Source organism: Mesorhizobium sp. P3_A10 (genome assembly GCF_056403175.1).
In genome coordinates this window covers 61,326-82,382 of sequence record NZ_JBFUFZ010000003.1, presented here as the reverse complement: position 1 = coordinate 82,382, position 21,057 = coordinate 61,326, and the positions used below count along the sequence as shown (strand labels likewise).

Genomic DNA, 21,057 nt, shown 5'->3' with positions numbered 1-21,057 from the left:
TATTATGTTCATGCTTGAACGGAATGGATGGATCGCCACTATGGCATCATTTGGACTGAAGGTCATCCGGGGCGTGTTCGCTGCCACTGAGCATGTCGCTCCACGCCTGAGCGGCCGTGCTGCGTTCGAATTGTTCTGCCGTACACCAAATGTGAAGGCGCTCAGCGACGGCGAGCGGCGCGCTGTCGCGCGCGCCGCCGATTTCATGGCCGAGGCGCGCCATCACCGGCTGAAGACCAAAACCGGCTGCGTCATGGTGCACGAATTCCGGCCCGAGCCGGGCAGGGCGGTTGCCGGCACGGTGCTCGTCATCCATGGCTGGCGCTCACGCACCGAATACATGCGCACCCTTATCGAAGGCTATCGCGGCGCCGGCTACAAGGTCGTCTCGCTCGACCTGCCGGGTCACGGCCAGTCGCAGGGCCGCCGGTTGAACATGGTCAATGCCGTCGACGCCGTGCGAATCGCCGGCGAATGGTTCGGCCCGTTCGCAGCAGCGGTCGGCCATTCCTTCGGCGGTGCCGTCGCCGCCAATGCCGTCGCCGGTTCGGTCCGCAACATCGCGCCGCTGGCCGCCGAACGGCTGGTGCTTATCGCGGCGCCGAGTTCCTTGCCGGCGATCTTCGCCGACTTCAGCAGCATGCTCAATGTCGGCCCGCGCTCGCAAATCGCGATGGCCGATCGGGTCGAAAAACTAGCTGGCCGACCTCTGCACGAATTCACCGGCGACCGCCAGCTTGCCCAAAGGCCGGTGCCGACGCTGGTCATCCATGCGCCGGACGACCGCGAAGTCTCCGCCGATCACGCGACGCGCTATGCCGGCGCCGGCAACCATGTGCGGCTTCATTGGGCCGGAGGACTCGGCCATCGCCGCATCCTCGCCGACAAGGGCGTGGTCGAGCGCGCCGTCGGCTTCATTGCCGATCACAGGGAATCGGCGCAGCTGCACTGAGCCGGGCTACACGGTCTGTTTTTTCTTCTCGCCGGGCTCGACCGGCAGCCCGGCGGCTTTCCAGGCGGTATAGCCGCCGAGAATATGCTTCACCGGTGAAAGCCCCATATCCTGCGCGGTCTTGGTGGCAAGCGCCGAGCGCCAGCCGCCGGCGCAGAAGAAGACGAAGCTCTTTCCCGAGGCGAAGAACGGCTTGTGATAGGGGCTTTCCGGGTCGATCCAGAATTCCAGCATGCCGCGGGTGACATGTTTGGCGCCAGGGATCTTGCCGTCCCGCTCCACTTCGCGGGGATCGCGCAGGTCGACGAAGATAGTCTCTTCGTCGTCGAGCAGATCAGCAGCTTCCTCAGGCGAAACCACTTCGATCTCGGCATTGGCCTCGTCGAGCAGCTCGCGATATCCCTTTTTCACCGGCTTATCCTCCCGACCGCGTATTTCCAAACCTTCAGGATTTCCAGCACAACGGTCGGCCTTTGTCACGCCGCCATCGCATGCCGAACACCAGCGACAGAAGATGGCGACGCCTCGCTTCGGCAAGGCTGAAGAGATCGCCGGCATGGTTGCCTGGCTTGCCGGCCCCGAAGGGCGATTCGTGGCCGGCTCGGCGCTGACCATTGACGGCGGCGCCAACGCCTGACGGTTGCATCCGCGCGCTGCGATTCCCCGCGACCGAAGCGCGAACAAAATCGCTTCGGCCGTCACGATGTTGTGAAACCGTTCTGCAACAGACCCGCCGAAATTTATGGAAGCTTAACGAAATCAGTATGAATCGGTATAGTTGCGCCTTACATCCGCCATGCGGTGGGCGAGACAATCTAGCGGCGCGGAACGGGGGCCGGTTGCGACCGGAGCGGGTGATCCATGAAACTCCTTGGAAGAAGAGCAACCTTGGTGCCGCTAGCAGCGGTTGCGGCGACGCTGGCCTTCGGCGCGCCGCAGGCAGGCGCACAGGGGCTGTTCGAGATGCTTTTCGGCGGCGGCATCAAGCACCAGCCGCAAGGCGAATTCCCGCCGCCGCCAAAGCGCAAACCCCCGGCAACTGGCGGTGGCGGCGGCACCAGGATCAGCAGCCCGTCCTATTACACTTACAAGGCAGACCGGCTGGTGCGCGTCGACTTCGCCTCGCTGGTTGCAGCGCAGCCCCAGGTGGCGACAGCCGAGGACGCCGCCTTTGTGCCATCGGCGACAAGCACCGCCTTCCGCGAAGCGGTTGCCGGGCTGAGCGATTATGAGCTCTATGCCGAACCCGACATCGGCAAGGCGCTGATCGCCTATTATTCAGCCAACCCGGATTTCATCTGGGTGACCGGAACGACCGTTAACAGCCGCGCCCAGGATGCCGTGCGCGTACTCGGCGAGGCGGCGAGCTACGGCCTCACACCTGCCGACTACACGGTCGAAGTGCCGGCTACCAGCGCGTCGGCCGGCGATGCCAATGCCCAGCTGAAGGAACTCGTCCGCTTCGAGATGGCGCTGTCGGCGCGCGTCCTGCGCTACGCCCATGATGCCCAGAGCGGCCGTGTCGATCCCAATCGCATGACCGGCTACTACGAATTTCCGCCCAAGCCGGTCGACATGGAAGCCGTGCTGAAGACGTTGGCACACACCCAGGAGGTGCGCACCTATCTCGAATCGCGCCATCCGCAGAACCCGGAATACCAGGCGCTGCGCGTCGAACTGGAATCGTTGCAGGCCAGCGCCGAAAACGAGATCGTGGTCGACCCCAAGCTGTTGCTGAAGCCGGGCGAGACCAGTCCCGAACTGCCGAAGCTGCTGACGCTCATCGCGCGCAATCTCGATGACGAGATGGGCGGCGCCTACGGCGAGATCCTGGCCCGGCTAGGCACCAGCGAGATCTATGTTCCCGAACTGGTGCCGGTCATCAAGGCCGTGCAGGTGAAGGCCGGCATGAAGGGCGACGGGGTCATCGGCCCGCGCACGGTCGCGTCGCTGGCCGGAACATCCAAGGCCGACAGGCTGCAGAAAGTGCAGGTCGCGCTGGAAGAGTTGCGCTGGATGCCATCCGATCTCGGCAGCCCGCGTGTCTTCATCAACCAGCCTGCCTTCACCGCAACCTATATCGACAATGGCGAGGAAAAGCTAAAGACCCGCGTCGTCATCGGCAGGACCACCAACCAGACCGCCTTCTTTTACAAGGAGATCAAGCAGGTCGATTTCCATCCCTATTGGGGCGTGCCGCAATCGATCATCGTCAACGAGATGCTGCCGCGTCTGCGCAACGACCCTGGTTATCTCGACCGTGCCGGCTACGAAGTCACCGATTCGCGCGGCAAGCGGGTTCCCTCGTCCTCGGTCAATTGGGGCGCCTACGGCGCCAACATTCCCTATAGCGTGCGCCAGCAGCCGAGCGAAGCCAATGCGCTCGGGGAACTGAAGATCCTGTTCCCCAACAAGCACGCCATCTACATGCACGACACGCCGCAAAAATCGTTCTTCGAGCGTGACATGCGGGCGCTGAGCCATGGCTGTATTCGCCTGCAGGATCCGCGCGGCATGGCGGCGGCGGTGCTTGGCGTCTCGGTCGACGAGATTGCAGAGAAACTGAAGCACGGCCACGCGACCGAAGACGTGACGCGCAAGATTCCCGTCTACATCGCCTACTTCACCGCCTGGCCGAACCTGTCCGGCAATGTCGAATATTTCAACGACGTCTACGATCGCGATACGCGGCTGATGCAGGCGCTGGACGCAACCGAGGCGGTGCGCTCGCCGACGAGCTGAAGCCTTCGGTTCGCAGAAGATCGCGGTCGGACAAAGAAGACAGAGCCCATCCTGATTCTATCGGGATGGGCAAAGTTCAGGTTTGATCGAAGCGCTGATAGAGCGGGCGACGAAAACCGGCTTCGCGCCCGGCGATCAGCCAGTAGACCAGGCCTGCGACAAGGCCGGCTGCGGCGATGATGCCGACATCGGCCCAGCGCTCCGTATCCTCCGGCGCGCCTGGCCAGATCAGGAAGAAGCCCGCGGACGCCGACGTGGCGCCGAACAGCATGTGCAGCAGGAAATTGCGCAGCGAAAAGAATTCGGCGATCAGCGCAAAGACCAGCGTTTGCAGCCCTGTCAGGATGAGCGTCAGAAAGTACACGAACATGCCGAGCGGCGGCACGACCAGCACCGCGATGGGCGTGAGGCCCATGGCATCGAAATAGCCCGGCGCATTGGGCAGAGAACTAAGCGCGCCGTAGATCGCCACCACCGCGACCAGACCCACCAACACCGCAACCAGATAGCCGGCGAGCATCATCAGGATGCGTTTCAAGACGTGCTTTACTGTCGCCACGCGCGCCCCCGTGCGATGCAATCGTGGCGCGCAGTCAGCCACCAAAGACAATTGGGTGCAAGAGGGAGCCGCAAAGAGCGGCCTAGCCTCGAGGCCGTGTCGCTTTCGATGCCGTCGGTCTCAGGCGCTCAGGCGCCGCCGCACAGATGCTCCGAGTCCGGCAGCACCCACCAGGCACTTTCAAAATTCAGATCGACGCCATAATAGACCCTGCCGCGCAAATCGCCTTCGGGGCAATCCCTGGGGATCGACATCAGGCACAGCACCGCGGGGTCACCGACCGTGGAAGCGGCCAGCCCGGGATCGCGCTCATAGGAAACCGCCGAGCCGCCATTGACGAAGGTCGCCGCGGCACCGCCGTCAGCCGAGGCGGTGGCCAGCGGATCGTCGCCAAGCCGTGTCGTGAGCGTGGCGATATGGGTCACCGCGCATTGGCCGATCGCGACGGGCAGGGGCTGGTTGGCGCCTTTGGGTTCGTGTGCCCCGGTGTCCAGTGCCTTCTTGCCGATCAGTCCCTCATTGTAGGCTTCTACCCAATGCGGCGAGAAGCCGAATGTCTGCAGTGCATTGTTCTGCGCGCTTACGATGCAGGCAATTTCGCCCTTGCAGGCGTCGCGGTCGGCGACCAGCGCGCGGGCGATCTTGCGCTTGTCGCCACCAAAGGCCGGCTCGAAATCCTTGAAGGCCTTGGCTATCAGCGTGTCGATTGCCGACAGTTGCGGGTCTGCACAGATCGCCTTTTCGGTTGGCGAACTCGCCCTTCCACAATCGAAGGACGGCCCCTCGGCGCGTGCCGGACCAAGAACGGCAAGGCCGCCGGCCATGATCAGAGCCGGCAACAGCCGGTTGGCAATTCGGCCGCAAAAATGCATGACCGGCCCCCATTTGTTCGATGGCGGGCACTCTAGAGCATGATCCCGAAAAGTGGAATCCGGTTTTCTCGGACAAAAACGGGAACCGTTTTGTCCAGAGATCATGCTCAAACAAAGAGATAGAGCCCCATCCCGATTCTATCGGGATGGGACAGGCTCTAGGGAAAAAGCGCGCCGAACGGAATGTCCGCAATAGCGGTCCAGCAGCGACGCTATTTCGGCTCCGAGGTCACTGGATCGTAGGTGATTTCGACCTTTGCCTTGTCGGCCGTGTAGTAGGTGACGGTGTAGCCGTCGCTGTCCCAATCGACCTCTTTCACATAGCGAAAGCCGTCGCGCTGCTCGACCTTGGCGATGATTTCCGAGAGCTTTTTTGCATTCGGCGGCGGCAACGGTTTTTCGTCGGCCGCGAAGGTCGATCCGCTGACGAGAAGACCTGCCAGACTGATCGCCAGAACAACAATGCGCATGACTGCCCTCATTTCATGTTGGCGTGAATTGCGTAGGAGAACTCGCTTCCATCCCGGTTTGTTCCGTCGCGCCCCGAGCCGGTTTCGCCTCCTGATTGAGCTGGCGATTCAAGTCCATCTAAAAGTAGGTCCACCATGTCCATGAGCATCAGCTAATATTTTCAAAAGTCATTTGGTTTCAAGGCGTAGGACGAACATGTTACGCTGAACGCCAGGTAACGATCAGCTAACCATTGACGCTGCGTGAACCGCGGTCCATTAGCTGATCGTGGTAGAGCTTTCACCAAGACCCTGTTAGACTTCCTGATGGGACAGGGCGGCATCGGCGCGCCGCACCTGCCAGTATTCTTTCAGCAAAGCGGCGGAAAATGTTCAGGAGCGGGTAGTCGCCTGTGCTGGAGCAGAGCCAGAAGGACCGAGGCGTGAAAATGGCTGAACGGAATTATACCCGTCAGCTGGCGACGATTATTTCTATCGATGCCGTCGGATTTTCGCGGTTGATGGGTATCGACGACGAATCCGCCGTCGCCGCCTTCGAGGAGCGACGCGATATTATCGCCGACAGCTGTGGCATATTTGGCGGCCGCACGTTCGGCGATGCCGGCGACAGCATCATGGCCGAATTCGGCAATCCGATCGAGGCGTTGCGCGCGGCCTTCGATTTCCAGGGGCGGATCGTCACGCTCAATGCATCGGTTGCCGAAGACATGCGCATGCCCTTTCGTGCCGGCATCAACACCGGCGACGTCATCGTACGCGAAGGCCGGCTCTACGGCGACGATGTGAACATAGCCGCCAGAATCCAGGAATTCGCACCGCGCGACGGCCTCGCCGTTTCAGAGACGACATGGCACCATGTGAAAGACAAGACGGCAGCCGAGTTCACCGATCTTGGCGAATTCATGCTGAAGAACATCGCGCTGCCGGTGCGCGTTCTGATCGCAGGTCGCAACGACAACGGATCCTCGCCGGCGGCATCGTTTGCGGCCATTCCTCAGGTTAATGCACAGCAGAAGCAGTCGCCCAAAGGTCCGCCGGCGATCGCCGTCCTGCCATTCCAGAGTGATGGCGACGAGCGCGACGTCGGCTATATGGCGGACGGCATCGCCGAGGACATCATCTACGGTCTTTCCAACACCAGATGGCTCTCGGTCATCGCCAAGGGCTCCAGCTTCCAGTTCCGCGACGATACTCTGGGGACGCGGGTGATCGGCAACGCGCTTGGTGCGCGCTATATCGTCAGCGGCACGTTGATGCGCAACGGCGGACAGATACGCCTGCACTCCTCGCTGGCCGATGCGTCAAACGGGCGACTGGTCTGGTCGCAGCGCTTCGATCGCGATCTGGTCGACATATTCGAGCTGCGCGACCAGATCGGCGCGGAGATCGTCTCGATCCTCGACAAGGAGGTCGACCGGGCGGAGCAGGCGCGAACGTTCCAGGTGCCGTGGGAAAGCCTCGAAACCTGGCAGCTGGTGCGGCGAGGGCGCTGGCACATGAACCTGCGCACCCGCGGCGACACCGAAACCGCGCTGGAATTCTTCGAGAAAGCCTATCAGGAGGACGCCAATTCGAGCGCCGTGCTGAACGAACTGGCATGGTGGTATTTCTGGCGGGGGTGGCTGCGTTCCGGCGATGGCGACGATTTGAACAAGGTCGAGCAGTTCGCCCGCAAGGCGCTGCTGATGGACAGTCTCGATGCGCGTCCGCATGCCCATCTTGGCGCCGTCGCGATCATGCGGGGAAAACCTGCAGCCGCGGTCGACCATCTCGCGGAAGCGATCCACATCAATCCGAGCTTTGCCTTTGCGCGTTCGGGCATGGGCAGTGCCCATCTGCTGCTCGGCAATGCCGCCGCCGCCATACCGTTCTTTCTTGATGCCGAGCGACTGAGCCCCTTCGATCTCTACCGGTTCCACAATCTGGGGGAATTGACGGCGGCTTACAGTTTCGTCGAGGATTGGCCATCTGCGATCGCCACCGCCGACCGTTCGCTCAACCTGTCACCCGGCTACTTCTACGCCCGGTTCCTGAAGATCGGCGCACTGATGCGAAGCGGTCGGCCGGACCAGGCGCGGCACGAAATGGCCATTTTCGCTACGAGGCACCCCGATTTTTCCGAGCAGAGGGTTCGCTGGATACCGTTCGCGGACAAGGCTGCAAACGAATTCCTGATCGCCAATTTCGAAGGCGCCAAATGAGCTGCTGTCATTGGCTGGCCGAACGCCGACAACTGTGAAAAAATTCACATACGCAGAACCGATGCAACCATAGGCCTTTGAGAGCCGGCATCGCAATGACGTGGACAGCCGGGGGGCTTGAACGCGCATGACCAAACTCAAATATTTCGACGGCATTCGCGAGGCCCAGAAAAACCAGCGCCCGCTGTCGGAGATGCCGCCATTCGATCTCGGTCGGCTCCGCAAAACGGGCCTGGTGGCGCGCATCGCCGAATTTATCGTCGAAGATCATCCGCGGGTGTGGTTGGCCTTCTTGCGGCGCTTCCGCCCGACCCTCACCTTGTTTGGGGTTCTGCTCGTCACCAAGAGCGCCGATGTCCGCGACATACTGGAGCGCGGCGACGAATTCCAGACCCCGTACGGCCCGGAAATGACCGAGTTCGCGCGGGGGTCCAATTTCATTCTCGGCATGCAGGACGGCGCCGACTACCGCCGCATGAAATCGTCGGTGCTGAGCGCTTTTCCGCCAGCCGAGGTCGAAGCCGCCGTCACGCCGATCGCCGCGCGGCATTCGCAGGAGATCATGACCCGCGCCAGGCCCGGCTTCGACGCGATCTCCGGATTGATGAAGCTCGTTCCGGTGCACATCTGCCGCGACTATTTCGGCCTCGAGATCGACAACGAATCCGAATTTGCCGACTGGGCTATCGCCTTAAGCGCGTTGTTCTTTTCCGATCCGACGGCGGACCCCACCACACGCCAGCTGGCGGTGGTCGCCGGCTATCGGCTGATCAAGGTTATCGACCGCTCCATCGATGCGATCAAGGACAAGGGGGCGAACAGCGAGCAGCCGCTGCCGAGGCTGGTCGCCCTGATGGATCAAGGACGTCTGTCGAAGGCCGACCTTCATTCGATCATGCTCGGCATGATCGCCGGCTTCGTCCCGACCAATGTGCTGGCCGCCGGCAATTGCCTTGACGTGATCCTGTCGCGGCCAGATGCACGGCAGGCCATCGACACGGCGCTCGCCGAAAACGACATCGGCAAGCTCGATCGGGCCGTTCTCGAAGCCATGCGCTTCAAGCCGATCTGGATCGGCCCGTGGCGTTACACCGCGCGCGACGCAATCATCGGCAAGGGCACGCGCCGCGAGCGTCTGGTGAAGGCGGGCACTGTGGTGATGCCGGCAACGCTGTCGGCAATGTTCGACGCGGACGCCGTAGAGAACCCGAACGAGTTCGACACGTCGCGCCCGCCCCGCGACTACATGGTCTTCGGCCACGGCATTCATCAATGCATCGGCGCCGAGATCGCCAGGATCCAGATCGGCGAGAGCCTGCGCGCTCTGTTCCAGAAGCAGGATCTGCGCCGCATGCCGGGCAAGGCCGGGCGCATGACGCGCATCGGTGCTTACCCCGAAACGCTGAAGGTCGATTTCGAACCGGCCGCGCTTTGCAAGACGGTCGACCAGTCAATGGTGACAGTGGTCTGTCCAGTCACCCTGGGCACCTCGCTGGACACCATCCGCACCAAGGTGGCAGAACTCGGCAACCCCGCCGGCGACGAGATCCGCGACGCGCTTAACAGTGCCGGCACCATTCATTTCTCCAGCCTCGCTGTTGTCGGCACCGGCGAGACGGACGATGCGTCTGGTCTTGAAAGAGGCTCGCTTGTTCTCGAAATCTCCGGCGACGGCAGCGCTGATCAGGTGATCGATGCTGTTACGCAGGCGATCGGACACAGGCTGCGGCCGATCTTCACGGCCTGCGGCTTGCCGGAAGGCGGAGCGTTGAACGACTTCCTGCGCAAGCACAATGTCGACATCTCGCCCTCTTTCGGCAGCAATGCTGGGCTGGTGTTTTCGGGGACTCCGGGGCACTCGGTCCAGCGCATCAAGGCCGAGCAGGAGCTTTTCGAAGCCGTGCGCGACATTGTGGAGCGGCCACGCAAGGGCACCGGTAACGCTCCCGCCGTGCTTGCCGAAGCTCGCCAACATGTCCAGTCATTGGGAACGTTCGCCTGGGCTTTCGAGCCGGCTGAAAGCCAGCTGGAAAAGCAGGCGGGCCATTGGGGCCGTGCCTTGATGGCGACCCTGCTGGTGCCGCCGGTCCTGGCGACAGTGGCGATCATCTGGGCTGCCTGCTGGTACATGACCTACAGTGTGGTGTTCGGCAGATCCATCGACATCAGTTCCCCGGAAATCTCCTTCACCGCCATAGCCGTAGCAGTCACATCGCTTCTGTTGTCGGGGCTTGGCGTGTTGGTAGCGGCAGCGCTGCTGGTGTTTTTGTGCTTGCTGGCGCTGCGGCGCCGCGAGGACAGGGATCGGCCGGAAAGCACATCGATCGGCATCTCCGCATTGAATGCAATACTCGCCAAGGAGGATCACGCGGCGCAGAACCATCTGACCGCGATTTCGACGATGAAGGTCGGCATCTTGCGGCGGCTGGCGCTGAGGTTTGCCTTCTACCTGATCTCGATAGCGGCGCAGAAGGTGTTCAAGCCGGGCTTTCTCAACACCATCAACACCATCCATTTCGCCCGCTGGATCCTGCTGCCGGGCTCCAACAGACTGATCTTTTTCTCCAATTACGGCGGCAGCTGGGAAAGCTATCTCGAGGACTTCATCGCCAAGGCATCCGCCGGCCTGACCGGCGTGTGGAGCAACACCGTGGGCTATCCACGCACCCAATGGCTCTTCCTCGACGGCGCGCGCGACGGCGATCGCTTCAAGCGCTGGGCGCGGCGCCAGCAGGTGCCGACCCTGTTCTGGTACTCCGCCTATCCCGATCTCAACACCACGCGCATCCGGATCAACTCCCGGATCAGGCGCGGCATTGCTTCCGCCGTCGGCAACGAGGCGCGCGACTGGCTGAGCCTGTTCGGTTCGCTGCAGCGTCCGGCGAGCGAAACAACCACCGTTCAAAAGACCACCTCGCTGCTGACCAACATCAGCTCGGCCTTTCCGGCACCTCTCGAGCAGCAACTGGAAACCGGCGAGATCCAGTCCATCTTCTTCGGCCCGTTCGGTCCACTTGGCTATTCGCATATGCTTGCGATCCAGGTGCCGGACAAACTGCCGGCAGCCAAACGCAGGGCCTGGCTCGATTTCGTTGTCGACCAGACGAGTTTCGGCGAAGGCAAGCCTGCCGGGCGAGCCATGACAGTAGCCTTTGGTCCCGGTGGCCTGCGGCAGCTTGGGCTCGAAGAAGGGGTGGAGGACGATCCATTAGAAACATTCCCGATTGCCTTTCGCCATGGCATGGGCAATCCCGAGCGCAAGCGCATCCTGGACGACCGAGGCGACGCAGCGGACGAATGGGAGTGGGGGTCGCTGAAGAAGCCAGTGGACCTGGTCATCGTCTGCTATGCGGAAGAGCCGGGAAAGTTGCAGACCGAGATCGCCGCCGTGAAACGAAAGACGAACGCTGCCGGCATGAAGGTCGTCGCTGAACTGCCGCTCGCCGTAAATCGCGGTCCGACCAACACGAAGACGAAATCGTCGAATGCGGCAACGGGTGACGACAGGTCGGAACGCGGGCCAGCCTATGAGCATTTCGGCTTCGCCGACGGGATTTCCCAGCCGATTGTCCGCGGCACCACCCGCGCCAGCAGGGGTGCCGCGCCCATGCATCTGGTCGCGCCCGGCGAGTTCCTGTTCGGCTATCGTGACGAGCATGGGTTCTATCCGGCGTCGCCCTCGGTAAGCGCATCACGCGATCGGACAGCAATCCTTTCGCAGGTGCGCCGCAGCCGGCTTGTTCCAGGCCTGCCGCCACCGCCGCGCGATTTCGGCCGCAACGGCTCGTTCCTCGTCATTCGCCAGTTCGAGCAGCATGTCGACGTCTTCAACGACTATTGCAAAAAGGCCGCGGCGTCGGCGGCGAGCCAAACCGGCAACCCGGCCATCACCCAAGATTGGGTTGCCGCCAAGATGCTCGGCCGTTGGCAGAACGGCAGTTCGCTGGTGCGCAACCCCGATCATCCGGGACGCGTCATCGACAACAACTTCGCCAGTGGCGCCGAGGATCCGCAAGGGCATCGCTGCCCGCTCGGGTCCCACATACGCCGTTCCAACCCGCGCGATTCGCTGGGCGAAGACCGCGACACCCAGATCAATATCGGCAAGCGCCACCGTATCCTGCGTGTCGGCCGCACCTATGAGAAGCAGGACGGCAAGAATGGAAAGGTCGAAAAGGGACTGCTCTTCATGTGCCTTAACGCCGACATCGAGCGCCAGTACGAGTTCATCCAGCAGACCTGGGTTTCGTCGAGCTCGTTCCAGGGCCTCGTCGGGGAAAAGGACCCGACGATCGGTTCGCGCGACGGCGATGGCACGTTCACCATTCCGTCCTGGGAAAAGGTCACGACGCTCCGTGACATGCCGCAATTCGTCACCACCAAGGGCGGCGGCTATTTCTTCATGCCGAGCCGGTCCGCGTTGCGCTATCTGATTTCGCGGCTGTGATTCGCGACAGAAATCGTCAGTCGTCGTCCTGAGACGCGGCGATGTGGCGAAGAACGCCGGCGTCGGTTATGCGCAGGCCGCCACGCTTGATGGCGATGATCGACCGGTTGCGCCAGTCGTTGAGCGTCTTGTTGACCGACTCGCGCGTGGCGCCGAGGAATTCCCCCAGCTCGGACTGCGAGATCGGTATCCACCCGGCGCTGTCCGCCATCACTTCGGCCAGGAAGACCAGCCGCTTGGCGAGCCTCGCCTCGATGCCGAAGAAAGCCTGGTCGCCGAGCTCCCCGCTGACCCAGCGCAGCCTTGCGCACAACAATTCGATCATGGCGCGCGCCAGGGATGGGTTTTTCTCAATACGATCAAAGAGTTGCGTTCGGCTTAGCGAGACCAGCTCACAGCCTGTGAGGCAGATGGCGGTGGCGGTGCGCGGACGCCCGTCGAGCGCGCCGATCTCGCCGACAAGACTGCGCGACAGTTCGATATTGGCCACCAGCTTCTGGCCACCCGGTGAATAGATCGAGATTTCCACCGTGCCGCTCATCACGCCGTAGATGCGGTCGCCGGCATCCTCCTGGACAAAGAGGTGCTGGCCGACGGCATAGCGTTCGACCTTGCAGCCGTTGAAGAGCAGATCGAACTGGCGCGGATCGATCCGCGCGAGGCGCGGCAGATCGCTTCTGTCGTTCGCGCTGGCGGTCGGCATGATGAAATTCCGTCTGTCGTGGCTGTAATAGTTGTACGACAACGGCGCGACCGATCAAAGCAAATGTGGCAGAAGGCCGTCTGCACGCCCGGCCGGGAGGCGCCTGGAGGCGTGCAGACGGCAACTGTGAAAATGACTAGGTGATCGAAAATCCTGCATTTAGTGGTTATTACCCAGCATCCACAGGGTGACGCGTTTGACGCCCTGCTTGGCTGGGATGTCCACACCGACGGCCTTGTTCAGGCTGGCAAGGTCGTCGCAAGCGATCTGGACGACGATCTCGTCAGGGCGAAAACTGTGGGACAATCCCAGGCATTGGCCATAACCCCAATTGGTGGCCAAGACGTCGCCTGCCGCGCCGGATTCAGTTTCGATGAGCACATAGGCATCGGTGGTCGCCATCGCCGGAGCGGTGAACGCCGTTGCCGCGATAAATGTGCCAAAGGCAAACAGGATCCGCATCTGTCCTCTCCCGGCTGAAAAATATTGTCATAAATCGCGGCGGGACCGGTCGCGTTGGCGATGCCCGTTTCCGTTGGAGCCATAGGGGCGCGCAAATCGCTTCCCGGTCTGTGAAGGGGATCACAGAGATGACGCGCAAAGGGCGCGATAGTCTTATCTTGCTTGTCGCTCGGCATTGCTTCAGTCTGAAAGCAGTACCGCAGTTTTCTACTTTGACAGCTCGGGAAAGTGGGGCGTGCCATGGCGCTTGTGACAGGGCTCCTGATCAAGGTTCGCGGCGACGGTACCGGCTTTACCGCAGGCAGCCGGTCGCTTGGCCTCGGCGCGGTCGAGGTCGAGACGATCCTGAGCGTGCCGCCCGGCACCGCCGGCAGCGATTTCGGCGCCGGCGCCGATCGCGGTGCGACCTGGCTCAGACTTGCCGCACAACACGCGCAAAACCCCTGGGATGATGCCCACGATCTCGTCGCCCGCGGCGAGGCTTTCGGAGCAGCCGGCGGACCCGAGGTTCTGGCCGTGGAGCCCGACCTCGTCCAACAATGGGATTACAAGGATGCCAACGGCGACCGTGGCATGGCGGCGAGCGCCAGTCCGGCCTGTACCTTCGATGACCAGAACCCAAGCGGCGGGCAGGCCACCGTGGCCGCCGGCGTCGCCTGGAATGCGGGCGCGGCCTTCAGCCAGTTCGCGGCCGCCCGCACCAAGGTCGGCGCCAAGCAGGCCAACATCACCATCGCCCATCTCGACACCGGCTTCGATCCGGCGCATCGCACCTTGCCGGCCGGGCTGGCCACGGCGCTGCAGCGCAATTTCGTCAATGATGGCACCGGGCCGAACAACGCCACCGATCACGCCCCGGCGGGGACGCTGACCAGCAATCGCGGCCACGGCACCGGCACACTCAGCCTGCTCGCCGGCAACAGGCTCGACGGAACATCTCCGCATTGGCCGGGCTTCACCGATTTCGTCGGCGGCGCCCCGCAAGCCAAGATCATCCCAGTGCGCATCGCCGACTGGGTGGTGCGGCTCACCACCGGCACCATGGTGCAAGGCATCGACTATGCCCGCTCGAAAGGCGCGCAGGTGCTGTCGATGAGCATGGGCGGTCTCACCTCGCAAGCCCTGGTCGACGCCGTCAATCTTGCCTACGACAACGGCGTCGTGATGGTCACCGCGGCCGGCAACAACTTTACCATCACACCGAGCAGCATCGTGTTTCCAGCCCGCTACAACCGAGTGCTGGCGGCTTGCGGGGTCATGGGCGATGGCCGCGCGTATTCAGGCCTCAGCTTCGGCACCATGCAAGGCAATTACGGGCCGCAATCGAAGATGGCGACGGCGCTCGGCGCCTATACGCCGAATGTGCCGTGGGCGGAGATCGACTGCGCCAAGATCGTCGACATGGACGGCTCCGGCACCTCCGCGGCAACCCCGCAGATCGCCGCTGCCGCCGCACTGTGGCTGGCCGAGCATTGGGATGTGGTGAAGAACTATTCACAACCGTGGATGCGCATCGAGGCTGTTCGCTTCGCGCTGTTTTCCGCGGCCGCCAAATCGACGGCCCAAATGGGAGCTGCCCAGACTTTGCAGAAGATCGGCCAAGGCGTCGTGCGGGCTGATGCCGCGCTCGCGGTGATGCCGCGAGCCGAAAACCAGCTACAGAAACTGCCACCGGCCAAGTATTCCTGGGGCTGGCTTGATTTGATCATCGGTGGCGGCAATTCCGTGGCGCCTTTGTCGCTCGCGGAGCAACAGCGCCGAAAGATGTTTGCGCTGGAACTGACGCAGATGGCGCAGACCGTCGCTTCGGTCGATCAGGCGATCGCCGACCCGGATGACCATCCAGCCGGTATCTCGGCCGCCGCACGCAACCGCTACCTCGAGGCCGCTCTCGATGAGGGCAAGCCGTCGAAGCCGCTGCGCGCTTTTCTCGAAAGCACGCTGGGCAGGCCGGGTGCCAAGCCGGTTGCCGCCAAAGCGACGAAGCCGGCGCCGCCGATCAAGCGCAAGCCACGACCGTTGCCGCCACCAAAGCGCCGGCTGCGCATCTATGCGCTCGATCCGTCAGTGGCCAAGCGGCTCGATTCCGTTTCCATCTATCAGGCAACCCTGTCCGTCCCGTGGGACGACAAGCCATCGACCGCCAATGCCTTGCTGCCCGGTCCGGTCGGCGAATATCTCGAGATCGTCGATGTCGATCCGGCGTCCAACCGCGTCTACGATCCGGTCGACCTCAACGACAAGATGCTGCTCGCCCAGGACGGCTTGCCGCCATCGGAAGGCAATCCGCAGTTTCATCAGCAGATGGTCTATGCCGTCGCCATGACCACCATCGGGCACTTCGAGCGTGCACTGGGCCGTCGGGCGCTGTGGGCCCCGCACTATGCCGCCGGGCGCACCGGCGACATGACGATGAAGGCCAACGAAGTGCGGCGGCTGCGTATCTATCCGCACGCGCTGCGGGCCGAAAATGCCTATTACAGCCCCGACAAGAAGGCCCTGCTGTTCGGCTATTTCCCCGCCGAGGGCGCGGCAGGCGACGTCACCACGCCGGGCACGACGGTGTTTTCCTGCCTGTCGAGCGACATCGTCGCTCACGAAATGTCGCATGCGCTGCTCGACGGACTGCACCGGCGCTTCCAGGAAGCGTCCAACCCGGACGTACCGGCTTTCCACGAGGCCTTTGCCGATATCGTCGCCCTGTTCCAGCATTTCACCCTCAAGGAGCTGGTCTCCTTCGAGATCGCCAAGGCGAGGGGCGATGTCTCGGCGGCGACGCTTTTGTCCGGCATCGCCAAACAATTCGGTGAGGGCAGCGGCCGCGCCGGGCCGTTGCGCGACTATGGCGGCGCCGGCATGGCCGATCTCGACTACGACAAGACGTTTGAGCCGCACGACCGCGGCTCCATACTGGTGTTCGCCGTCTATCAGGCGTTTCTGGCGATCGCCGGCCGCCGCACCGACGATTTGATACAGCTGGCCACCGGCGGAACCGGCGTGCTGCCCGCCGGCACGCTGCACCCCGTCCTGGTCGAGCGCCTCACCGACGAGACCGCCAAGACCGCGCAGCAGATGCTGACCATGTGCATTCGCGCACTCGATTATTGCCCGACCGTCGACATCACCTTTGGCGAGTATCTGCGCGCCCTGATCACGGCCGACATCGACGCCTTCCCCGACGACCCGCTCCACTATCGCCTGGCCTTCATGGAATCCTTCCGCAAATGGAAGCTGTTGCCGCGCGACGTGCGCACCATATCGGAAGAGACGCTTGCCTGGAGCGCCCCCGACGATCCTTCGCCGGCCTGGCTGACCGGCTTGTTGCGCGACATCGATCTGAGTTGGAACCAGAAGCTCGACCGCTCCGAGATTTTTGCGCTCAACGAGAAGAACCGCTACACGCTCTGGAAAGCGATGCGGCAGGCCTTTGTCGCCAACCCCGATCTTCCCAAACAGTTCGGCCTGCTGCCGGATCTGCCGCGCTACGACGAACATGGCGCGCTGATGCACAAGGCGCGCAAGGGTGAGACAACGTTCGAAATTTTCGGGGTGCGACCGACCCGTCGCGTCGAGCCCGACGGATCTTTCCGCACCGAGGTGATCGCCGTCATCCAGCAGCGCGTTCCGGTAGGGCTTGACGGCACGCCGGTGTTGAATGGCGTGAAGAAAGGCGACGACTTTTTCTGGTTCCGCGGCGGCGCCACCGTCATCATCGACCCGCGCCAGGGCCAGGAAGAAATCCGTTATTCGATCATCAAGAACACCGGCAGCACCGAGCGGCAGAAGCGCCAGTCGCAGAACGCGACCGCGAATTTCCTGTCGCCGCTGCGGACGCTCTATTTTGGCCGCGAGGTTTCGGAACCCTTCGCCATGCTGCATGCCAGCCATGGAGACGACGATGTCTAGAAAACCGTCAACCCGCAGAGCACCCCGGCCTGCCGCTCCTGCGGCGGCCAACAAGCCGGCCGTCACCGTGCGCCATTATTGCCAGGGCATCGGCGACTGCCATCTGTTGAGCTTTCCCAAGCCGGACGGCTCGCTGTTTCGAATGCTCATCGATTGCGGCATTCACGTCTCGATCAAGGGCGGCCCGGCGCTCATCGGCGACATCGTCGCTGACATCAAGGCCGAGACCGGCGGCAAGATCGACGTTCTCGTCATCACCCATGAGCATTGGGACCATGTTTCGGGCTTCCTGACCTCCGACGAATTGTTCGCGGGTTTTTCCGTTGGCGAAGTGTGGATGGCCTGGACCGAAAACCCTGGCGATGCCGAGGCGATCGAGCTCGACAAATTCAAGACCCAGGCTTTGACGGCGCTGCAGGGCGCCAGCCAGAGGCTCGAGGCCGAGCAGGGCTTGACCCCGTTCATGGCCGGCGTTCGCGACGGGCTGCAATCCGTCCTCGGCTTCCAGTTCGGCGCCAAGGGCGAAAGGGTGCGCGCCTCGCGCGATGCCGCCGCAAAGCTTTCGGCAAAGCAGCCCCCTGTCTATTTCGAACCGGGCGGGCCATTGCCTTCCATTGCGGCGCTGCCCAATCTGCGCATCTACGTGCTTGGCCCGCCGCGCGACAAGGCGGCGCTGCGCCTGGAGGACAAGGCGAGCGAAATGTTCCCGCTCAGCCTTGGCGGCCCGTTCGCGCGGGCGCTCAACGCCGGCGTGGCGGTGAACGAAAACAGCGACGGAACTTACATCGACGAGCTCAGCCCCTTCGAGCGCAGCGTCGGCAGCGAACTGTCGGCGGCGCTGAGCGCCGGCGCGGCAGCCGATGCGCCAGGCGACACGGGCGCCTTTGTCTGGAACCATTATTCCGGCCCGCTTGCCATCGCCCGGCCCGATGACGACCCCGACCAGTCCTGGCGCCGCATCGATGCCGATTGGCTGGGCATTTCCGCCGACCTCGCCATGCAGCTCGACCGTGGCGTCAACAACACCAGCCTGGTGCTGGCGTTCGAATTCATCGACACCGGCAGGGTTTTTCTGTTCCCCGGCGATGCCCAGATCGGCAACTGGTTGAGCTGGAAGGATCTGAAGTGGCCGCAGGGGCAGGCGACCGTCACCGCGGCCGACCTGATGGCGCGCACCGTCTATCTGAAGGTCGCCCATCACGGCAGCCAGAACGCGACGCCGCCAAAGCAAGGTCTCGACCTCATGACCAGCGCCGATCTGTCGGCCTTCATTCCGACCAACAAGATCGACGCTGTCAACGTGCACTGGGGCGCAATGCCCTACGATGCCATCGTGACCGCACTTGACGCCAAGACCAGCGGCCGTGTCATCCGCGCCGACGACGCCTGGCTGGCCAACAAGAACGGCAAGCCGGCCTTTGCCGCGCCCTCCGGCTCGATCCTTGCGGTGCGCAATGCCCCGCGCGATCCCGCTCGCGGCCCGGGTGGGCTTTGGGTGGAACTCGATCTGGCGTGAAAGGCGCTAAAGCCGGATCGCTGCCGAGCTCGGCGCTAGCCCCGTTGCCGGCGCGCGGCCGCGCGCCAAAAAATGTCATGATGGGCGGCGACAATAGCGCGGCAAATCACTCAAGGGGGCCTTCTTTATGCGCGCGCGTCATGCCGTCATGCTTGCACTTTCCATGCTGTCGATTCCGGCCCTTTCCCTGCCCGTGCAGAAAGCCAGAGCGCTGGAGCCTGAAAAATACACGGTCTATTGCGCCGACGATCGCATCGAGGTTTCGTTCTGGGATCTCGAGCAGATGAAGGTGCGCAACGGCTCCAATGTCTGCCAGTTCCAGAGCTATACGAGCTACTCGAGTGCCCTGAATTTCGCCCAGAAGAATTTTGGCGGGGAAGGGGCGAATTGTAGTTGCTGAAGCGTTTTGGGTTGGAGTGCCAGCCGAGCAAAGCTAGTGGTGGAGCGCGGCTAGAGGTCATATGGATAAAATGCATCCTCGATAAGAGGCAATCAGGGTACGGAAGCCCCTAGCGGTCTTCCCAGCGCTGTTATGATCGCGGGCGCGACAATGACCTATCTGTCAAAAGCCACTTCTCGCCGCGTTCAAGGTCCGTATCAGATCGTCGGCCTTGATATCCGACAGCGCCCGCCTCGCGGCATCCTTATCGCCCGGTCCTGGAAGCTTTCCGTGTGCGGCGCCTTCTACGAAAGCAATCGACAGTTTGTTCGTATAAACCCTGCCAATTTTCCCAAATCCTCCTGGACCAGTACCCTCTTTCATTGTCCACGTAGGCCCGACTCCATTTAGGTTTTCAGTCAGGGTAAACGTAATCGTCTTTCCAAATTGTCCCGCCGCGCCTGCCTTGGTTTTGTCGACATTGTGCAGAGGCATGTTTGCCGACACCACGGATTGCAGGTCGAGATCTCCCGCGAGATTGCTCGTCGCTGAAGGGCAATCCAAGTATGCCTCTTTATCCTTCAACGCCTTCACAGTTTCGGCTACAGAGAAAAACATGGTAGCACTCATGTTATCGTCTCGGCTTCCAGATAACTCCGCGCCTATACCAAATTTGAAGATGCGCCCTGCTGCAAGAGCATGCGTAAATCCGAATGTCGGAGTAGCTCCTATAGACTGCGTTACGCCAAGATTTAATGAGGCCGCAATCTCGTAGTTGCCAAATATGAACTTGTCCCTATGGTTGTAAACATTACCGTCCTTGCTTTGAGACTTGTCCCGCAACATGTCGGCGATTTCACATTGAATGCGGGTAGCGATGTCCGTGATGTCGGGCTCGTCATTAGTGTATTTTACGTCGTAGTGCGGGCTTCCGCATCCCTGTAGAATAGCGGCTGCAAAAATGGTGCAATAGCGTACGGATAACCTCATGACTTCCCTCCAAGTAATGAGTGAGAAACAGTTCTGGCTGCTAGATGAATGACAGCCTTTCGCACATGGCTTAGCAGGGATTTGGATCCCAATCGGCAGTTCCACGTTTGCCTAGCTTGGTCTGCATCTTATCGCACTGCTTCTTGTCTGATTTAATACGAGAATCTGGCTCACCTGGGACTACGACCAAGCAACATCCCTGAGGACCCGCAGGAACCGCAAGAGCTATCGTTTTGAAAGAGATAGATTCCGTTTTTCCGAAAACGTCCTCTATAAGTTCGTGAAATTTGTTTTTACTGATCGACCGTCGACGCGCCATTGATTCCTCCCAATCATCCAGCTCATTTCCTTTGTTCCCCGCTATTTTCAGATGAACAGCAAGTCATATTATTAGCAAGACTTGCAGAGGCTCGTAACGGAGAATTGAATAAAAATGATTGGACTGCTTGAAAGAGCGCTGGGGGCATCCACGGCAAGGTAGCTCATGAGATCATGACCTACGGCCTGAAAAAACACTCTGACCTACGACCCGTTGCGAAGTTCTTCCAGTCGAGATTCTGCACCAGGGCGAGGGTCAAAAGCGATTACGCGCTAGTTGGTGATTTTGAGTATTTCGTGGAGGCCGATTCATCCAACATTTGAATAGTTGGATGGTGGGCGATGCAGGGATTGAACCTGCGACCCCACCCGTGTGAAGGGTGTGCTCTCCCGCTGAGCTAATCGCCCGCTCGTTGCCCGAAGGCCAAGCGAGCCGCGATATAAGGGAGGCAGGGTTGCGAAGTCAAGGCGGTGTCCGGCGTTCGGACAACGATTGGATTTGCCGTCCTTTCGACCCCGTTTGCGACGTGACGCTGACCC

14 protein-coding genes, 1 tRNA gene and 1 pseudogene are annotated in these 21,057 nt (G+C 61.8%); 8 read left to right on the top strand and 8 right to left on the bottom strand.

The genetic code is table 11. The features are described 5' to 3' along the window. Nucleotides 1-40 precede the first annotated feature (40 nt). Complete coding sequence (locus tag AC1DXU_RS13315; RefSeq protein ID WP_477369102.1) at nt 41-952, top strand: alpha/beta hydrolase; 912 nt, start codon at nt 41-43, stop codon at nt 950-952. A gap of 6 nt (nt 953-958) precedes the next feature. On the opposite strand, the gene AC1DXU_RS13310 is transcribed toward AC1DXU_RS13315, so the two are convergent. Then, entirely contained in the window at nt 959-1,363 is a 405-nt protein-coding gene (locus AC1DXU_RS13310; RefSeq protein ID WP_477314896.1) for a rhodanese-like domain-containing protein, read from the bottom strand. Between the two features lie 79 nt (nt 1,364-1,442). Between AC1DXU_RS13310 and AC1DXU_RS13305 the strand changes: the two are divergent. Together AC1DXU_RS13305 and AC1DXU_RS13300 are read left to right on the top strand one after the other, a co-directional pair. Continuing rightward, nucleotides 1,443-1,589: pseudogene (locus AC1DXU_RS13305) on the top strand (SDR family oxidoreductase); the annotation flags it as partial. Nucleotides 1,590-1,813: 224 nt separating this feature from the next. Then, nucleotides 1,814-3,694: a L,D-transpeptidase family protein gene (locus AC1DXU_RS13300; RefSeq protein ID WP_477369101.1), complete on the top strand. Its 1,881-nt coding sequence runs from the start codon at nt 1,814-1,816 to the stop codon at nt 3,692-3,694. A gap of 76 nt (nt 3,695-3,770) precedes the next feature. Here the strand turns inward: AC1DXU_RS13300 and AC1DXU_RS13295 are convergent, their stop codons facing one another. The 3 genes from AC1DXU_RS13295 to AC1DXU_RS13285 all read right to left on the bottom strand — a co-directional run bounded on the left by AC1DXU_RS13295 (nt 3,771) and on the right by AC1DXU_RS13285 (nt 5,595). After that, nucleotides 3,771-4,217: a hypothetical protein gene (locus AC1DXU_RS13295; RefSeq protein WP_477370336.1), complete on the bottom strand. Its 447-nt coding sequence runs from the start codon at nt 4,215-4,217 to the stop codon at nt 3,771-3,773. A 164-nt stretch (nt 4,218-4,381) separates the two neighbouring features. Then, on the bottom strand, nt 4,382-5,125 hold the full coding sequence (locus AC1DXU_RS13290; protein WP_477369099.1) for a lysozyme inhibitor LprI family protein: 744 nt from the start codon (nt 5,123-5,125) through the stop codon (nt 4,382-4,384). 212 nt (nt 5,126-5,337) lie between these two features. Next, on the bottom strand, nt 5,338-5,595 hold the full coding sequence (locus tag AC1DXU_RS13285; protein WP_477314890.1) for a PepSY domain-containing protein: 258 nt from the start codon (nt 5,593-5,595) through the stop codon (nt 5,338-5,340). Between the two features lie 428 nt (nt 5,596-6,023). On the opposite strand from AC1DXU_RS13285, the gene AC1DXU_RS13280 reads away from it, so the two are divergent. Beyond that, nucleotides 6,024-7,796, top strand: a complete 1,773-nt coding sequence (locus AC1DXU_RS13280) for an adenylate/guanylate cyclase domain-containing protein (protein ID WP_477369097.1) — start codon at nt 6,024-6,026, stop codon at nt 7,794-7,796. Nucleotides 7,797-7,923: 127 nt separating this feature from the next. Beyond that, nucleotides 7,924-12,243 (top strand): cytochrome P450, encoded by a 4,320-nt coding sequence (locus tag AC1DXU_RS13275; RefSeq protein WP_477369095.1) that lies wholly within the window; start codon nt 7,924-7,926, stop codon nt 12,241-12,243. 16 nt (nt 12,244-12,259) lie between these two features. On the opposite strand, the gene AC1DXU_RS13270 is transcribed toward AC1DXU_RS13275, so the two are convergent. Together AC1DXU_RS13270 and AC1DXU_RS13265 are read right to left on the bottom strand one after the other, a co-directional pair. Beyond that, on the bottom strand, nt 12,260-12,946 hold the full coding sequence (locus tag AC1DXU_RS13270) for a Crp/Fnr family transcriptional regulator (RefSeq protein ID WP_477369093.1): 687 nt from the start codon (nt 12,944-12,946) through the stop codon (nt 12,260-12,262). 159 nt (nt 12,947-13,105) lie between these two features. After that, the gene (locus AC1DXU_RS13265; RefSeq protein ID WP_477369091.1) at nt 13,106-13,408 is read right to left on the bottom strand and encodes a hypothetical protein; all 303 of its coding nucleotides are present in this window, start codon (nt 13,406-13,408) and stop codon (nt 13,106-13,108) included. A gap of 240 nt (nt 13,409-13,648) precedes the next feature. Here AC1DXU_RS13265 and AC1DXU_RS13260 point away from each other — a divergent pair, with 240 nt between their 5' ends. The 3 genes from AC1DXU_RS13260 (at nt 13,649) to AC1DXU_RS13250 (ending at nt 19,230) form a co-directional block, all read left to right on the top strand. After that, nucleotides 13,649-17,314 carry a S8 family serine peptidase gene (locus AC1DXU_RS13260; RefSeq protein ID WP_477369089.1) on the top strand — a complete coding sequence of 1,222 codons (3,666 nt, stop codon included), beginning with the start codon at nt 13,649-13,651 and terminating at the stop codon, nt 17,312-17,314. After that, nucleotides 17,307-18,830: an MBL fold metallo-hydrolase gene (locus tag AC1DXU_RS13255; protein WP_477369087.1), complete on the top strand. Its 1,524-nt coding sequence runs from the start codon at nt 17,307-17,309 to the stop codon at nt 18,828-18,830. The genes AC1DXU_RS13260 and AC1DXU_RS13255 overlap by 8 nt, the downstream gene beginning before the upstream one ends. A gap of 127 nt (nt 18,831-18,957) precedes the next feature. After that, nucleotides 18,958-19,230: a hypothetical protein gene (locus AC1DXU_RS13250; RefSeq protein WP_477369085.1), complete on the top strand. Its 273-nt coding sequence runs from the start codon at nt 18,958-18,960 to the stop codon at nt 19,228-19,230. A gap of 162 nt (nt 19,231-19,392) precedes the next feature. On the opposite strand, the gene AC1DXU_RS13245 is transcribed toward AC1DXU_RS13250, so the two are convergent. Together AC1DXU_RS13245 and AC1DXU_RS13240 are read right to left on the bottom strand one after the other, a co-directional pair. Continuing rightward, entirely contained in the window at nt 19,393-20,199 is an 807-nt protein-coding gene (locus AC1DXU_RS13245; RefSeq protein ID WP_477369083.1) for a hypothetical protein, read from the bottom strand. A 651-nt stretch (nt 20,200-20,850) separates the two neighbouring features. Beyond that, nucleotides 20,851-20,925: transfer RNA gene (locus tag AC1DXU_RS13240), tRNA-Val, on the bottom strand. Nucleotides 20,926-21,057 lie beyond the last annotated feature (132 nt).

Coding starts and splice junctions, on each gene's coding strand:
- AC1DXU_RS13315 (WP_477369102.1), top strand. CDS start 41: ATGGCATCATTTGGACTGAAGGTCATCCGGGGCGTGTTCGCTGCCACT.
- AC1DXU_RS13300 (WP_477369101.1), top strand. CDS start 1,814: ATGAAACTCCTTGGAAGAAGAGCAACCTTGGTGCCGCTAGCAGCGGTT.
- AC1DXU_RS13295 (WP_477370336.1), bottom strand. CDS start 4,217: ATGATGCTCGCCGGCTATCTGGTTGCGGTGTTGGTGGGTCTGGTCGCG.
- AC1DXU_RS13290 (WP_477369099.1), bottom strand. CDS start 5,125: ATGCATTTTTGCGGCCGAATTGCCAACCGGCTGTTGCCGGCTCTGATC.
- AC1DXU_RS13285 (WP_477314890.1), bottom strand. CDS start 5,595: ATGCGCATTGTTGTTCTGGCGATCAGTCTGGCAGGTCTTCTCGTCAGC.
- AC1DXU_RS13280 (WP_477369097.1), top strand. CDS start 6,024: ATGGCTGAACGGAATTATACCCGTCAGCTGGCGACGATTATTTCTATC.
- AC1DXU_RS13275 (WP_477369095.1), top strand. CDS start 7,924: ATGACCAAACTCAAATATTTCGACGGCATTCGCGAGGCCCAGAAAAAC.
- AC1DXU_RS13270 (WP_477369093.1), bottom strand. CDS start 12,946: ATGCCGACCGCCAGCGCGAACGACAGAAGCGATCTGCCGCGCCTCGCG.
- AC1DXU_RS13265 (WP_477369091.1), bottom strand. CDS start 13,408: ATGCGGATCCTGTTTGCCTTTGGCACATTTATCGCGGCAACGGCGTTC.
- AC1DXU_RS13260 (WP_477369089.1), top strand. CDS start 13,649: ATGGCGCTTGTGACAGGGCTCCTGATCAAGGTTCGCGGCGACGGTACC.
- AC1DXU_RS13255 (WP_477369087.1), top strand. CDS start 17,307: ATGTCTAGAAAACCGTCAACCCGCAGAGCACCCCGGCCTGCCGCTCCT.
- AC1DXU_RS13250 (WP_477369085.1), top strand. CDS start 18,958: ATGCGCGCGCGTCATGCCGTCATGCTTGCACTTTCCATGCTGTCGATT.
- AC1DXU_RS13245 (WP_477369083.1), bottom strand. CDS start 20,199: ATGAGGTTATCCGTACGCTATTGCACCATTTTTGCAGCCGCTATTCTA.